Below are 16,288 nucleotides of genomic sequence, written 5' to 3'. Positions count from 1 at the left end.
CCTCTCGAATAAACACGGGGTTATATTTTTTGTGTGTTCCTGAGTTCGCGTAGCCTGTCGAACAGCTTCTTTGGAAGAATTCTCTTCACTACAGCCTTTATTCGCAGATTCCTGGCCACATTCTTTTCGATATAGCCCTCCACGAAGACCTTTTGGAAAACCTTCCTCGACGAGTCGTTGTTTTCGTAGGTAAGATACTTGTTTCGGAAGCGTTCGATCCTGGATTCATTATGAATCTCGCCGCTCTCCAGCGCATATATAGCTGATAGAAGATCCTCATCCGTTTTCGTGATCATCCCTGGAGCTTCCTTTGTAATATCAAAGTAACTGCCGCGTAGATCGTTCACGTATTCGTCCAGATCATAGGTATGGAAGATCATAGGCTTTCCTGTGAGTGCAAAATCAAACATGATCGAGGAGTAGTCCGTGATCAGAAGATCTGTAACTTTAAACAGATCTTCGATGTTGTTGTATCCTCCAAAATCAAAAATGAAGGAATTATCTGCCGGAACCTGATAGCTCTTCGCTACAAAATGGTGAAGTCTGATCAGAAGAACGTATCGGTCCGATAGTTCCTTACGCATTCTTTCCAGATCTAGCGGCATTTCATATACGCCTTCCTGCCGGAAGGTAGGCGCATACAGGATGATATCCTTATTCTGTGGCAACCCTAACTTTTCTTTGAGGAACCGGCGTTTTTCTTCTGAAACGGCGAAGAGTTCATCCGTCCGCGGGTATCCTGTTCTCAGGAAAGTCTTATCAAATCGGAACCACTGCCACGCCATCTCTTCGCTGAACTTACCCTGAACAATCAGGTAATTCCAACGCTTGTTGCGTTTCAAGTATTTGATCTTATGTTTCTCTGTAGGAAAGTCTCCCGTTACGTCGAAACCCAGGCTCTTATATGGGGTGCCGTGCATGGTCTGGATCTCGATCTGTCCCTTTCTTTTTACATACGCATTTTCAAAATTAACGTTGTTGACTAGATACTTTGTTGTGGCCAGATATCGATAGTATTCTTTGGAGTATTTGCGGACACGGAGACCATTTCCAGTGATTGGGGTCCTCTCGTCTTCCAACGACCAAACACAAGTATATTCCGGATGGTGCTTATCAATATATTCGTATAAATAGCGTGGATTGCACTGGTATTTCGCCCCCCAATAGGCTTCGAACAGAATTGTCTTTTCGTCTAAAGGAAGTTCTCTGTAAGTCCGATATGTATGTCTGCGATGATACCTGCGTCTATCATCGCTGTTGGAGTCCTCATCCCAAAGGCTTTCCGTGCGCAGGGTCAGAATACATCGTTCATCACAGTACAACATCACTTTAAGATTCTCTACTGTTAGATCTTCGCGAAATGTCCTGGCTGTCAGAACGGATTCTGCCTCTTCCCAGCAAGAGAATTTTCCCTTCAGCCGAAGATCATGTTCCCCTGTGTAAAGATTATTCGCAATGGATTTGTTCGAGAAATCGATTATATACTCTTGGATCTGTTGAGTCGGGGTCTCTATTTCTTGGCTAACTGCAAGCAGTTGCGGGCCGCCCCTCAATTCGTCATAATAGACCAGTTCTGTATCTTCTTCAGGTACATTTGCGAGTTGCAAATGTAGTTGCGAGTCGACCGTATGTGCGGCAATCAGATGCGGACGGTGTGTAGCCACCACTGGGGGTGGACATACATTTCCCCTCGTCACTACAATATGTAGATATCCGTATGCATCGTGTCGAATACGCGCCTGTGTATCTCCGAAGGGTAGCACAATGCCCTCCGAATAGGATCTATTAGCACTCGACCTCTCATTCAGGAATACAGAACCTTTCTTCACTGCATGGGTATAATGAAGTTGGATTAGATAATCCCCTTCCTTCGGTGATATATCTTTCAAGTCAACCTCGAGTCCAAAACCTGTGCCATCGTAATTGTACTCAGTGGCGCAATCGTCCCGGGAGCTGAAGACAAAGCCTCGTTCCATAGTGAGCGCTTTGTTATCAAAACGTCCTATCGGCAATGAATATTCCTCTCCAGTGACCATCTCCTTCAGGAAAATCGACAAATCGAGTTCCCTCGCGGTGTTGATACTGATACGTGGAAAGTAAAGATAGCCTCTTAAGCGTAGTTTATCCTCGCCACAATTCATATATGTCACATCTGTTCTGGGATGCATGTCTTTGAGGTCGTTTTCCAGGTGTCTGTCGGTAATGTCGAAAACATCATCAGAGACCCGGATGTGATACTGGCCGTCTTCGACAAGAACCGGAGCTTGCTTCAGTGCCTTAATACCATAAACACAGACTGTGTTCAGTTTCTCAAACTCGCCAGCAAAGAAATACCTGTATTTCTGCCTCATAAGAATAGGGAGTGAATCTATTTCCTCCTCCTGAAAGAACTGGTCGAAGAAAACTTTGATTTCCAGAAGATACTGCCTTCCCAGTTCTTTTGAGATTTTCCTCACCTGATTGATATATAAAATGAGATCCAGGGACAGGACTTTGTATTTGAAAATACGCAACAAACGCTCATTGCCCTCTGCCTCGTTTGCGATATATGCGAACATCCTTCGGAGCATCTCCAACCTGTGTTCCAGATTTACGATGCTCCCGTTTTCCTGCGTGATGGATACAGACTCGCCATCTCGCACCCGCCAATAGTACCCGATCTCTTGCACCAAGGCGGTTTTCTTTGCTTTGTAATGCATAGCGAGGGACACCGGCATGTCTTCAAAGCGCCAACCGACCGGATATTGAAAACCATTCTCCTCCCAGAAGGTTCGGAGAATCAGCTTGTTCCACGCTGTTGTGTCGTAAATAAGAGACGCGTTTTCGTTGATATGCGTGGTTATCGTTTCAATATCATCGAACACCTTCCTGTGAAGACTGGAAGACCAAACCGCTCTGGAATTACACCTTACCACATTGACCGATGTCAGTTCTGCATGATGATACTCTGCGGTCCGAATCATGTTATCGTACATGTTCTCGGCAACCATATCATCCGAATCTACAAAGGCCAGATATTTCCCTCTGGATTTCGCAGCGCCGAAATTCCTCGCATCAGATAACCCTCCATTCTCCTTATGAAGACACCGAAACCCCGGATGTGTATCGGCATACTCTTGCGCCATCTCTCCACTGGCATCTGTCGACCCGTCATCCACCAGGATGACCTCGGCATCTATATTGCGGATGCTCCGGTCGATGGAATCCAGACAATCTGTCAGATACTCTTCCACGTTATAGACAGGCACAACGATGCTGAGCATAAGTTCCTGATTGTTGTTGTCATTCATGTCATGCTCCTTTGCCAAATTCTCTTTCACAGATCTCCAGATCATGTTCTGCCCGTAGGAAAATATACATATTTTCATTATAGGTCAAATCAACCCTAAAATCAACCTCTCTTCAATTATTGTATTTTTATAAACAGAAAGCCTGTTAGGTCAGAACAACCCTGAATACATATAGGGCAATATGACATAATAATCGTATGGAGAAAGGAGGCGGCCTTTTATGACAGGGAGCAGATTGAAAGCTCTTCGTAAAAAATGTGGCTATACACAGGTAAAAGTGCAAATGCTGACCGGAATAGATCAGTCTGACTATTCCAAGATCGAGCGGGGGTTTCGGTTACCCACTATCGAACAGGCAAAGCGTCTGTCCAGAGTGTTTGAGACAAGCATTGACTATATCTATGGCGAAACGGACGTCCAAGAACCTTATCCAAGAAAAAAGGATAACAAATCAGACTAGAGAAGAGCTTGGCACATGAGAACAGATTTGGCTGCAGAGAAACATCCTGCAGTGCGTTTTGTTTATGGCATTTTTTCAGATTAAGGTGGGCTCGTAGTTAAAGGAGGATATTACAACATGAAGGAAAAGGTAATCGTAACAGGTGCGGATGGTTTTATCGGCAGCCACCTGACAGAGGAACTCGTACGCCAGGGCTACGATGTAAAGGCTTTCGTATACTACAATTCGTTTAATAACTGGGGTTGGCTCGATACTACCCCGAAGGAGATCCTGGATGAGATCGAGATCTTTACCGGGGACATCAGAGACCCCAATGGTGTGCGAGAGGCCATGAAGGGCAGAGATGCGGTGTTCCATCTGGCAGCGTTGATCGCCATCCCGTTCAGCTATCATTCTCCGGATGCGTATGTGGATACGAATATCAAGGGGACTTTGAACGTGTTGCAGGCAGCAAGAGCGCTGGAGACGTCGAGAGTGTTGGTGACCTCCACTTCAGAAGTATATGGAACCGCTCAGTATGTTCCAATCGATGAGAAGCACCCCTACCAGGGGCAGTCTCCTTATTCTGCGACTAAGATCGGGGCTGACCGGTTGGCGGAGTCCTTCTACAGATCTTTTGAGTTGCCGGTCACGATCGTGAGACCGTTCAACACCTATGGACCGAGACAGTCCGCGAGAGCGGTCATTCCAACGATCATTACACAGCTTCTGGCCGGGAAGACAGAGATCCATCTGGGAGCATTGTCACCGACCAGAGACTTCAATTATGTACTGGACACCGCAAATGGCTTCATTTCCATGTTCAAGTCGGACAAGACGATCGGTCAGGAAATCAATATTGCGACACAGAACGAGATCTCCATCGGGCAGCTTGCGGAGGAACTGATCAGACAGATTAATCCGGAAGCGAAGATCGTATGCGATGAGGAAAGACTGCGTCCGGAGAAGAGCGAGGTCAATAGATTGCTTGGTTGCAACGAAAAAATCAGGGAACTCACCGACTGGGCACCGAAATACACCTTCCAGGAGGGACTGGCAGAGACCATTGAGTTCCTGAGAAACAACTTAGATAAATATAAGGTAGATATATATAACGTATAGTGGGAGAGCAGAGGTTGAACAATGAGTGAAAAGTTTATTCCGTTGTCTGTTCCCAATCTGAGTGGGAATGAGAAGAAATACGTCGATGAGGCGGTCGAGACCGAGTGGGTGTCCACAGGGGGAGCCTGCATCAACGATTTTGAAAAGGCAATTGCTGAGTATGTGCATACGCCGGGAGCTGTCGCCTGCCAGAGCGGAACCGCCGGGCTCCATCTGGCCATGATCCTGAATGGGATCGGAAGAGAGGACGAGGTCATCGCGCCGGCCCTGACGTTTATTGCGGCGATCAATCCGATCATGTATGAGGGGGCGCATCCTGTCTTCATGGACTGCGATGACTCTCTTTGCATGGATATGAACAAGGTAGAGGAGTTCTGCGAAACCTGCTGTGAGTTCCGGGATTCGAAACTGATCAACAAAGAGACCGGGAGACAGATCAAGGCCCTTCTGGTCGTCCATGTGTTTGGGAATATGGTCGATATGGAACGCGCTATGGATCTGGCAGAAAAATACGATCTGAAGGTGATCGAGGATGCGACAGAAGCACTGGGCACCTATGCGACAGAAGGAAGATACAAGGGCAAGCATGCAGGGACGATCGGCGATATAGGCGTCTATTCCTTCAACGGGAACAAAATCATCACCACCGGCGGTGGGGGTATGATCGTCTCCAATGACGAGGATCTGCTGGCAAGGGCAAAATACCTTTCCACACAGGCCAAGGATGACATGCTCTACTTCCAGCACAACAACATCGGCTACAACTACAGAATGACGAACCTGCAGGCGGCGCTGGGACTGGGGCAGCTGGAGCAGCTCGAACACTTTGTGGATGTGAAGACGGAAAATTATCGGCACTACATGGAACAGGGGATCGAGCTTCTTCCCTTCAAAGAAGGCATCCGTCCGAATTACTGGTTCTACAGCTATCTTACGGACAGAAGGGATGATCTGATCAAATATCTGCAAGAGAATGGGATCCAGAGCCGCCCGGTCTGGATGCTGATCTGTGATCTGCCCCCATATAAGGACGAATTCAGATATAAGATCGAAAAAGCCGTAGAGTATCACGCGCATATCGTAAACATCCCCTGCAGTACCAATCTGACAACGGAGGATGTGGAGCGCGTGGCAGAGAGGTTGAAGGCGTTTCCAGAGGCATAGGCCTCATGGGGAGCAGAGGTGAAAAGAATGAAGAGTATTGAGGCATATATCATTTCAGAGGACAGGACCATCATCGAGGCGATGGATGTGATCAACAACAACGCGCGAGGGGTCGTCTATGTTTGCAGCGGCCTCAGACTCCGTGGTGTGCTGACAGACGGTATCATAAGAAGGCACATAATGCATGGAGGACAGCTGGAGGCGCTAGTTGGGCAGGTGATGAACGCCGAGCCAAGATACCTCTGGCACAGCGACTCTGCTGATCCATACGAATACATGGAAGAGATAGGGATCACATCGGTCCCTATCCTGAACGAAAACAAGGAGATCCTTTCCATCAAGTTTCTCCATGCCTCTTCCATCCATGCGACGCACGATCTGAACGTGCCTGTGGTGATCATGGCCGGAGGAAAAGGTACTCGCCTGCTTCCTTTGACCCAGGTGCTTCCTAAACCGCTTGTGACTGTTGACGACAGGACCATCACAGAGATCATCATGGACCAGTTCAGCCAGTTCGGCTGCAGACAGTTTGACATGATCGTCAACTACAAGAAGGCGCTGATCAAGGCGTTTTTTGCGGATTTTGACAAAGATTACGACATTACGTTTACCGATGAGCAGGAATTTCTGGGAACAGGCGGTGGAATCAAGCTGCTGGAAGGGAAGTATGATGACTCTTTCTTCCTGACCAACTGCGATATCCTCATCGAGGAGGATTACGGGGATATCCTCAGAAAACATAGAAAGGATCAGGATATCATCACCATTGTGTGCGCGGTGAAGACGTTTACGGTTCCCTACGGAACGGTGGAAGTCGATGACCGTGGATGTGTCCGGGCGTTCGTGGAAAAGCCGAGCCAGACACACATGGTCAATACCGGACTGTATGTGATCAATCCAAGATTTCTGGATTACATTCCTGCGAACAAGTTTATCCACATCACCTCTGTCATCGAGAGATGTATCGAAAGCGGTGAGAAGGTCGGGATCTATCCGGTGCAGGCAGGAAACTGGTGGGACATGGGCCAGATGAAGGAACTGGAGAAGATGCGGAATGGATTTCAGCGCAAGAAAGAGATCTAGAGGGAAGACGACATGAATAATAATAGTTTGGATCTGTTGTTTTTCGGGTCAGCAGGTGCGGCAAAGGCCGTGTATTATTGGCTGAAGGCGGCAAACAAGGTGCCTGGTGCGACACAGATGCACGTACTGGGCTTTGTGGAAAAGGACGAGGAAAGCATCGGACAACCGGCGTTCGCCGGAGAGAAGATCATCGCCTGCGATGACAATGTCGAGGAGATCATTCGGAAGTATGATCGCATCGGTGCGATCGTTCCCTTTGCGGATGCCAGGCTGAAGAGGGCCGTCGTGGCCAGGTTGAAGAAATATCCCAACGTTGTCTTTCCGAATGTCTTTCACCCGGCAGTGATCTTTGATGAAGAGGGCGGCGGTTTCGGAGAAGGGAATTACATCGGCCCAGGCGTTGTGTTCGAGAGCGAGTATAACATAGGAAACTTTAACTACATTGGAAACGGGGTCCAGTTCGGTCACGATTTGGATTGCGGTGATTACAATGCGATACTGCCTGCGTGTGCAATTGCAGGGCATGTGACCATCGGAAGTGACTGCATGCTGGGCCTGAATTCGTCGGTCATCCAGGAACTTACGATTGCAGACAAAGTCATCGTCGGCGCGGGGGCAGTGGTGACCAGATCTTTGGAAGAGAGCGGGACATATGTCGGAATGCCTGCAAAGAAAATAAAGTGAGTTGGATTATGGATAGACATACGAAAATCATTGCGGAGATCGGCGTCAATTACAACGGGAGCATGGAGATCGCAAAACGCATGGTTGACGAGATCGCAAGGTGTGGAGTGGACGTCGCCAAGTTTCAGACAGCGGTCCCGGAGAACCTGGTTTCCCGCTTTGCGCAGAAGGCAGACTATCAGAAAGAGACGACCGGGGGAGAAGAGAGCCAACTGGAAATGATCCGGAAGATCATGCTCCCGCTGGAGGCTTTCGCCGAGGTGAAAGCATACTGTGAGAAGGCGGGCGTGGAATTTCTCTCTACCCCCTTTGATCTGGAGAGCATCGATTATCTGGATAGCCTCGGGATGCGCCTGTGGAAGATTCCTTCCGGGGAAGTCACCAACCTTCCCTATCTGATCAAGATCGCAAGGACTGGGTACCCGGTGATCATGTCCACGGGAATGTGCACGCTGACCGAGATCAGTGAAGCGGTTGATGTACTGAATCACTATGGAGCAGGAGATCTGACGATCCTTCACTGTACAACGGAGTATCCTGCTCCCAAGGACGAGGTCAATCTGCGCGCAATGGATACGCTGCGGGAGACGTTTGGCGTGCCCATTGGCTATTCGGATCATACAGAGGGGATCGAGGTCAGCCTCGCAGCGGTGGCCAGGGGGGCGACGGTCATCGAGAAGCACTTCACACTGGACAAAAACATGGAAGGGCCGGATCACAAAGCCAGCACCGAGCCTGCTGAATTCCGGCAGATGGTGCAGAGCATTCGGAATATCGAAAGGGCCCTCGGGCAGGGAGGCAAGACAGTGAGCCCCTCGGAAGCAAGGAATATGACCGCTGCCAGAAAAAGCATCGTTGCTGCCAGGAAGATCACGCAGGGAGAGGTGTTCACGGAAGATAATCTGACCACAAAGAGGCCGGGGGACGGGATCAGCCCTATGCGATGGTTCGAAGTGATTGGGCAGAAGGCGCCGAAAGATTTCGAACAAGATGAAAAGGTGGTATTATAGTCATGATAACATATAGGAAAATCGATTATTCGAAGCACTCTGACAAAGCAGAGATCGTCAGGATGTACAGGGATATCTTCCAGGTTGATTTTGCAGAAGAGTACGATTTCCTTTTCGGGACACGGGAGGACTGTGACCCGCTTGGGATCGTTGCGATAGACCCGGAACGTGAAAGGGTGGTTGGACATTTTACGACCATTGCCTTTACGGCCCTGATCGATGAGAAGCCAAGCCGTTTCCGGATGTCCATGGGGTTTATGACGGATCCGGAGTACAGGGGACAGGGAATTGCCACCAACCTGTATTTTGAACTAAAGAAGGCAATTCTTGCAGCGGGAGATGGAACTTGCTTTATCATTGGATTCCCCAACGAAAATTCCGTGCACATGCACGTCGCGAGGATGGAATACCAAGAGTTCCGCCGATTCCATTTTGTCCGGCTTCCCAATGACGCAGGGGCAGAAGCGGCGGAGTTTACCAGGATCGATGCAGTGACACTGGCGGATCCTGATGCCCGAAATGAAGGGAGCAACCGCGTGCAGCACACGTCGGCCTTTCTGAACTTCAGGTTCGCGGATGAAAAGTATGAGAAATATATCTCTGATAGCGGGAATGTCTATATTTGTACCCGATTCAGAGACAAGTTCGATATCCTGTATTGGTCGGATTGCAGAAACGAGAAGGAACTTCTGGCGTTTGCTCGCTTCCTGTACGGCCGGGAAGGGGTAGCGCGGGTGACGACCTGGAACTCTCTGGACTATCTCGACAAGTATCCGGCGGAGGAGCGGGAATATCACATGTGTATCAACTATCTTAACAACACGGAAGAGCAGCAGGCGGAGATCGACAAGCCATGGATCTTTCTGATGGGAGATTGCGAGCTTTTCTGATAAAGAAGGAGAGGTATGAGAGTTCTATCTATTACTGGTAACCGTGCAGATTATGATCTGATGTCCTATCTGTACAAGTACTTTAACCAAGATGAAGAGATCGAGTTTGACCTGGTCGTGACCGGGGCGCATCTGACACTGGGGTACGAGGAGTCATTGCGAGATATCTATGCCGATGGAAACCATGTGGTGGCGGAGATCGAAAACATCCTGAATTCCGACACCAAGAGTTCCCGTGCAAAGAGCACCGGCATACTTCTGTCAGCGCTGACAGAAGTGGTCAAGCAGACCAAGCCCGATGTGATCATTGCGCCGGGAGACCGTGAAGAGGTGATCTGCGCGGCGATCGTAAGCGGCTATATGGATATTCCATTTCTCCATTTCTTCGGAGGGGACTATGCGGTATCCGGACATGTGGATAACCTGGTCAGACATGCGGCCTCCAAGATGGCAACGGCCCATTTTGTGGCAACAGAGGAGCACGCGCGTCGATTGCTTGCTCTTGGAGAGGAAGAGTCCCGGATCTTCAAAACCGGAAGCGTGGCACTGGACAAGTTCACAGAGGAACCCTGGATCACCAGAGAAGATCTTCTCCAGAAACTGGGGATCCCCGGATTTGGGAACTATGCGCTCCTGATCTATCACCCCCCGGCGGAAATCACCGGACATAATGAGGAAATCGAGAAAGTGCTGCAGACTCTGAAGGAGAAGGGGATCCACACCATCGTCAGCTACCCCAACACAGATTTCAACAGCAGTGAGATCGTAAAAATCTACCAGAGGTATATGGACGATGAACAGTTCTATTTCTACAGAAACCTGGACAGGAACACCTTCATCAACCTTTACCGGCACGCGGACTTCCAGATTGGCAACTCCAGTTCGGGTGTGGCAGAAGCGGCGTCCATCCCACTGCCTGTGATCAATATCGGGACACGGCAGAGAAACCGGGGAAACGTGGACAACGTGTTATTCGTAGAGCGCGTCGATGATCGTTTGGGAGAAGTGATCGACAAAGCTTTGTCCCCGGAATACAGGGAATCCATCAAGGATGTGGTCAACATCTATGGGGATGGGACCAGTTCCAGAAAAGCTTATGAGATCATCAAGAATACCGATTTCAAGAAGATGATCCGAAAACTCTACGATCCAATCATACATGGGGGGAAGTAAAATGAGTCTATTGGTGATTTCTCCGCATATGGACGACGAAACATTCGGCGCCGGCGGCACGATGAAGAAATACGCAGAAAACGGGGAGCAGGTCTACTGGCTGAATATTTCCAATACAAAGGAGGAATACGGGTATCCTGCAGAACTGGTAAACAAGAGAGAAAGACAGTTTGCGGCGGTGGCAGAGAAACTTCAGGTGACTGAGGCGTTCGACTGGAAGCTGCGGCCGGCTCATCTGGCGGAGTATCCGACAGGAGATCAGATCGGACGACTTGCCGGCCTGGTGGAGGACTTGCAGCCGGATACTATCATATCTCCCTACTATGGAGATATTCACTCTGATCACGGTACCGTCTATTCCTGGGTGAAGGCGGTGAGCAAGTCTTTTCGCAATCCATCGCTGAAGAGGCTTCTGCTTATGGAGATCAATTCGGAAACTGACTTCGCTATGCCGGATCAGATGTTCCGCCCCAATTACTTCATCGATATTTCTACACAGATGGAGTCCAAACTGGAGGCGGTGGGCATCTACAGCCAGGAGATTGCGCCGCATCCATTCCCCCGCAGTCTGGATAACGTGAAAGCGCTGGCTACCGGGCGAGGGGCAGTGGCAGGCGTACAGTATGCAGAAGCGTTTATGATGATCCGAGGGATCGAGAAGTAACAGGAGAGAACCATGACTATAGGAATCGTTGGACTTGGATCCATGGGAAAAAGGCGGATCCGCCTATTGCAGAAGATTGATGCGGGGTTTTCCCTTGTCGGTATCGATGCAAGAGAAGACCGGCGCGAGGAAGCGCAGAAGCTGTATGGGATCACCGTTTCGGAGGATCTGGAAAAGGCCATTGAAGAGCACGGTATCCAGGCCGTTGTGGTTTCGACCAGTCCCCTGTCTCATGGGGGGATCATCAAAACAGCACTGCAGAAGAACTGCCATGTGTTTACAGAACTGAACCTTGTGGAGGATCTCTACGAAGAGAATATGCGGTTGGCGGAACAGAACGGGCGTGTCCTGTTCCTCTCGTCCACCATGATGTTCCGGGAGGAGATCGGGTTTATCAGCAGAGAAGTGGGGAAGAGCAGTCTTCCGGTGAACTACAGTTATCATGTGGGGCAGTTTCTGCCCACCTGGCACAGCTGGGAGAGCTACAAGGATTTCTTTGTGGCAAACAAGAGGACGAACGGCTGCCGTGAGGTCTTTGCAATTGAACTGCCCTGGCTGATCAAGGCCTTTGGTAAGATCGAGAGCTGTCAGGTCCTGAAAGGGAGGATGACGGATCTGGATCTGGATTACCCGGACAACTTTGAAGTCCTGGTTTCCCACGAGAACGGGAACAGAGGAACGCTGAATATCAATGTAGCATCGCAGTTTGCAGTCAGAAATCTGGAAGTGTATGGACAGCAGTGCTATATGAGATGGGGCGGAACCCCCGACTCTCTTCTGCAGTATGAGCAGGAAAGCGGTGGTCTGAAAAAGATCGCGCTGTACAACGAAACGGAACAGATCAACTCTCAGAACCGTTCGATCATAGAGGACGCATACGAAATGGAGCTCCGAGAGTTTATCGGAGCGATCCAGGATGGTTTGAGACCAAGGTATTCGTTTGAAGAGGATCGGGAAGTGCTGCATCTCATCGATCATATTGAAGGGACTGGGAATGATGACTAAGGAATTGCGCGTCTGCTTTGTGGGCGTAGGATCGATTGCAAAGAGACATATCAGAAATCTGAAGGCGATCACTGAGGAAAGAGGGGTCCGTTGCAGCATCGATGTTTTTCGAAGTGGGAAAGGTGCCCCACTGCCTCCGGAGACAGCGGGCCTTGTTGACCGGACCTTCTCCAGAATGGAGGAGGTGTCCGGAGGGTACGACGCTGTCTTTGTCACCAATCCAACAGCCAGACATTTCGATGCACTGCGAGATTTTCAGGATCTGACAGAGGCGTTCTTCATCGAGAAGCCGGTGTTCCAGTCGGCAAAGATCGATAAACAGGCTTTGTCACTGGAAGGGAAATGTTGTTATGTGGCTTGTCCGCTGCGGTACACCGGAGTGATCCAGCATCTGAAGGAGCATATTTCGCCTGCAGATGTGAGGAGTCTTCGGGTGGTTTCGGCAAGCTATCTGCCGGAATGGAGACCTGGGACGGATTACAGAAAGACCTATAGCGCGAGCAAGGAGCTGGGAGGCGGCGTATCGATCGACCTCATCCATGAATGGGATTATATCACGTACCTGTTGGGATTACCGGTCTCTGTCAAGTCCCTCATCCGGAAGGTGTCTTCGCTCGAGATCAATAGCGATGATATCGCAGTGTATATTGCGGACTATGAGAACTGTCTGGTCGAACTTCATCTGGATTATTTTACCAGAGAAACGATCCGAAGAATCGAGATCACAACAGAGGAAGGCATGATCACAGCGGATCTGGTCGGGCAGACGATTCGCTATCCGGGGGACAGGGTCCTGTCCTTTGACAGCGAGAGAGATAGTTTTCAGCGCAGGGAACTGGAGTATTTTCTGGATGTGTTGGAAGGAAAAGAAGAGAATACAAACGATCTTGAACATGCATTGAGAGTGCTGGCGATTGCAGAAGGGAATTGATAGAATGAAGGTTTTGTTTACTATTTGTGGAAGAGCAGGATCAAAGGGGATCAGGAACAAGAATATCAGAGAGTTCTTAGACAAGCCGTTGCCGCTATTTACTATTTCGGCGATCGACCTATTTCTGAAGAATTGTCCGGAGGTAGAGGCGGATATCGCACTCAATACGGACTCAGAAGAGTTGATCTCCATCGTTGAGAATAATGGGATGAGGAAGGTGTCTATTGTCCCAAGAAAGCAGGCACTGGCGGGGGATACCGTGGGAAAACTGGACGTCATTCGGGACACGATGCTGGAGATGGAACAGCGGTCAGGGGCGTATGATATGGTCATCGACATGGATCTCACATCCCCACTTCGGCAGGACGGTGACCTGGAGAAGGTGTACAGGGAACAGAAAACCGGGAAATGGGATGCGGTATTTACGGTGGCGGATTCCAGGAGAAACCCCTATTTCAACATGGTCACTTATGTTGAGGGAGAAGGCTACAAGAAAGTGATCGCATCCGATTTTACCGCAAGGCAACAGGCGCCGGAGATCTTTGATATGAATGCATCGATCTATGCATATGCGCCGGAGTTTCTGCGTAACACAAAAAGCATATTCGATGGTAAGTGTGGAATTGTCAAGATGTATGATACAGCTATTCTGGACCTGGATCATGAGTCGGATTTTGAACTGATGGAGCTTGTTGCCAGATACCTGTTTGATAACAAACCAGACTTCACTGCAATCTATTCGAATATGGGGAAATAACTGATTATGAAAAGTATTGTTGTTGTTGCCTATTATCATCTGATGCACGCTATGGCATTGGCGCTGACCTTTGACCAAAAACCGAATCTGTATTTGTGTGTTGAGTATACCAACATGGACGATGGGGTTGTAGAGAATATTCGGAAGTGTGGTGTTTTCAACGAGGTCATCAAGTTGGACACAAGAGAGTTCATCTTTGATTTCGTTCCGGAATTGAGAAAGACGAAGAAGGCGGAACCTGAAGAGATCAGGGAGATCGGTTCCTCGCTGTTCGATGAGTATATCGATGCCTATTACTATCCCAAATTCCAGGGGGCGGATTTTGATGAAGAGATCTATATATACACAGAGTATCATCTGATGATGTACTCCATCAGCAAGCATTTCAACAATATCGTGCTCTGTGAGGATGGATACAAGGTGATGGCGGCGAGGCTGAAGGCATTTTCCCTCACAGGGTATTTCAAATTGCTTCCGCCGTTTATTGAATTGGGGTTTTACCCGCCGATGCAGTTCCAGTGCGAAAAGATCCATCGTTTAATCTGTAGCGGAGATTATAAAGATCTGCCGCCTGCTCTCAAAGAAAAGGTCGAGGTCAGAGATTTTAAGGATCTTGTTGCACAAAACAGGGAGGCGTATCGAAGCGCAATCAAGACTGTGTTTGCGATGGAAGATGTCCGGGTTCAGGATGGCGCGATACTCCTGATTGAACAACCTCTGTATCGAACAGATTATTGCAGTGATCTGAGGTATGTGCTTTTCTACCGCAGGTTGATCAGACAGCTGGCCGAAAACCATCAGGTTCTGATAAAACCACACCCTGCGGGGACAAAATGTATGGACATTTTCAGGCAGAAAAACGTTGAGGTGATCCGAAAGGACATCCCTGTAGAGTGTCTGAACTATGTGGATGCGACCTTTGACAGCGTGGTGACCTTCTACTCTTCTTCACTGGATCTGCTGGAAAATACTCGTGAGCAGAGATCGCTTTATGATATCCAGAAAATCGAAAAAGGAAGCCTAAAGAACTTTGTGCTGGACTACATCGGCGACGAGAAACTGAGCATCGGCCTATACCTCTACTGTTCGGTGCTTCCCGAGGGGCTTCAGAAGGAGTTGCTGGGGATCTTCAAGAAAGCCAAGCGTTTTTCCTATCATGTAACATTGCTTTGTCCGGAAGAGTTAGTGGGTGATATTACTGATGTTGCGGAAAAGACGAGCAGGAAAGTACACAAGAACATACCGGTAATTAAGGTGGAGGCCTTTGATCAAGGGGCCCTGCTGCGGTTGATGGTCGAGCACAGGGAGGAATATGATTATCAGATGGTCCTTTCCGGGACGAACCGTGCCAGTGATGTCCGGCGCATTGTGAAGAATATGTGTAAAGGTTCCATGGGGTATTGTATCGGGGTGCATCAGCGCTGCGGCAGTACCATCACTATCTGCAATCCTCTCAGCGAGCACATTCTCACGGGAATCGTAAATGTGTTTTGGAGTCGGGAGCTTTTGGATATCTTCTGTAAGGAAGGGATTGTAGAGATGCACGAAGCGCTGGAATATGTATATGCAAACCGCATCTCGACAGATCATATCGGCAATGAGTATCTCTCTTCGGAACTGGAATGCAGAGATGATCTGATGCTGCTTGCAGATCATTGCAAGGATAAGGCGCTGGGGGAGATCTACTCAGCATATTATGCATGTCTGGATTATCTCCGCAGGCGAAAGGACTCTACGGAAACGCTGGTCGAGCGGGGGCTGGAGGCGTTCTTTGACACGGAAACCATCGACAAAGAAGCAATCTTGAAGATCCTCTTTACCGCATATAATGTCGAGCACGGGTTGAATGTCCGGCATTTCAGACGAGTAAGATGGCTCGAGAACAATCGGTTCGTGAGTATCGCCCTGAGCTTGCGCAGAACGAAAAACAAGTTTGTTAAGAAATTGAAGAGAGTTCTGAAACGAAAAAAGAAATAGGTGGGTGCAGGCCCTCCGTTTAGACCGCACATAAAGCCCCGTGCTCGAGAGAGCAGGGGGCTTGTCCGTTGGTGCGCTATTTCTATTTCTGCTGGTCCC

At 49.0% G+C, this 16,288-nt stretch carries 14 protein-coding genes; 13 read left to right on the top strand and 1 reads right to left on the bottom strand.

Translation table 11 applies throughout. The features are described from left to right. Positions 1-20: 20 nt before the first annotated feature. A complete protein-coding gene (locus tag P156_RS0107470) occupies positions 21-3,263 on the bottom strand; it encodes a CDP-glycerol glycerophosphotransferase family protein (protein ID WP_242838724.1) in 3,243 nt (1,080 codons plus the stop codon). A 247-nt stretch (positions 3,264-3,510) separates the two neighbouring features. On the opposite strand from P156_RS0107470, the gene P156_RS0107465 reads away from it, so the two are divergent. From P156_RS0107465 to P156_RS0107405, 13 genes are all read left to right on the top strand, one after another. After that, a complete protein-coding gene (locus tag P156_RS0107465) occupies positions 3,511-3,750 on the top strand; it encodes a helix-turn-helix domain-containing protein (protein ID WP_027869587.1) in 240 nt (79 codons plus the stop codon). 117 nt (positions 3,751-3,867) lie between these two features. Next, positions 3,868-4,851: an NAD-dependent 4,6-dehydratase LegB gene (locus P156_RS0107460; protein ID WP_027869586.1), complete on the top strand. Its 984-nt coding sequence runs from the start codon at positions 3,868-3,870 to the stop codon at positions 4,849-4,851. Between the two features lie 21 nt (positions 4,852-4,872). Then, positions 4,873-6,015, top strand: a complete 1,143-nt coding sequence (locus P156_RS0107455) for a LegC family aminotransferase (protein ID WP_027869585.1) — start codon at positions 4,873-4,875, stop codon at positions 6,013-6,015. Between the two features lie 27 nt (positions 6,016-6,042). Beyond that, positions 6,043-7,098, top strand: a complete 1,056-nt coding sequence (locus tag P156_RS0107450; RefSeq protein ID WP_027869584.1) for a sugar phosphate nucleotidyltransferase — start codon at positions 6,043-6,045, stop codon at positions 7,096-7,098. A gap of 12 nt (positions 7,099-7,110) precedes the next feature. Further along, positions 7,111-7,782, top strand: coding sequence for a hypothetical protein (locus P156_RS0107445; protein ID WP_027869583.1), 672 nt, complete (start codon positions 7,111-7,113; stop codon positions 7,780-7,782). An 8-nt stretch (positions 7,783-7,790) separates the two neighbouring features. Beyond that, complete coding sequence (neuB, locus tag P156_RS0107440) at positions 7,791-8,792, top strand: N-acetylneuraminate synthase (RefSeq protein WP_027869582.1); 1,002 nt, start codon at positions 7,791-7,793, stop codon at positions 8,790-8,792. Positions 8,793-8,794: 2 nt separating this feature from the next. Continuing rightward, complete coding sequence (locus tag P156_RS0107435; RefSeq protein ID WP_034802373.1) at positions 8,795-9,682, top strand: GNAT family N-acetyltransferase; 888 nt, start codon at positions 8,795-8,797, stop codon at positions 9,680-9,682. Between the two features lie 15 nt (positions 9,683-9,697). Continuing rightward, positions 9,698-10,855, top strand: a complete 1,158-nt coding sequence (gene neuC, locus P156_RS0107430) for a UDP-N-acetylglucosamine 2-epimerase (RefSeq protein WP_027869580.1) — start codon at positions 9,698-9,700, stop codon at positions 10,853-10,855. Beyond that, entirely contained in the window at positions 10,842-11,519 is a 678-nt protein-coding gene (locus P156_RS0107425; RefSeq protein ID WP_081818501.1) for a PIG-L family deacetylase, read from the top strand. The genes neuC and P156_RS0107425 overlap by 14 nt, the downstream gene beginning before the upstream one ends. Positions 11,520-11,531: 12 nt before the next feature. Beyond that, positions 11,532-12,524 (top strand): Gfo/Idh/MocA family protein, encoded by a 993-nt coding sequence (locus tag P156_RS0107420; protein WP_027869578.1) that lies wholly within the window; start codon positions 11,532-11,534, stop codon positions 12,522-12,524. Then, positions 12,514-13,455, top strand: a complete 942-nt coding sequence (locus P156_RS0107415) for a Gfo/Idh/MocA family protein (RefSeq protein ID WP_027869577.1) — start codon at positions 12,514-12,516, stop codon at positions 13,453-13,455. Before P156_RS0107420 ends, P156_RS0107415 begins: the two co-directional genes overlap by 11 nt. A 4-nt stretch (positions 13,456-13,459) precedes the next feature. Further along, positions 13,460-14,212: an acylneuraminate cytidylyltransferase family protein gene (locus tag P156_RS0107410; RefSeq protein ID WP_027869576.1), complete on the top strand. Its 753-nt coding sequence runs from the start codon at positions 13,460-13,462 to the stop codon at positions 14,210-14,212. Positions 14,213-14,218: 6 nt separating this feature from the next. Further along, on the top strand, positions 14,219-16,189 hold the full coding sequence (locus tag P156_RS0107405) for a glycosyltransferase family 52 (protein ID WP_027869575.1): 1,971 nt from the start codon (positions 14,219-14,221) through the stop codon (positions 16,187-16,189). The last annotated feature ends 99 nt before the right edge of the window (positions 16,190-16,288 follow it).

This window comes from Eubacterium sp. AB3007 (assembly GCF_000688015.1).
In the GTDB taxonomy this organism is placed as follows: domain Bacteria; phylum Bacillota; class Clostridia; order Peptostreptococcales; family Anaerovoracaceae; genus Aminicella.
The sequence above is the reverse complement of the archived record's forward strand: the minus strand, read 5'-3'. Positions and strand labels throughout refer to the sequence as shown.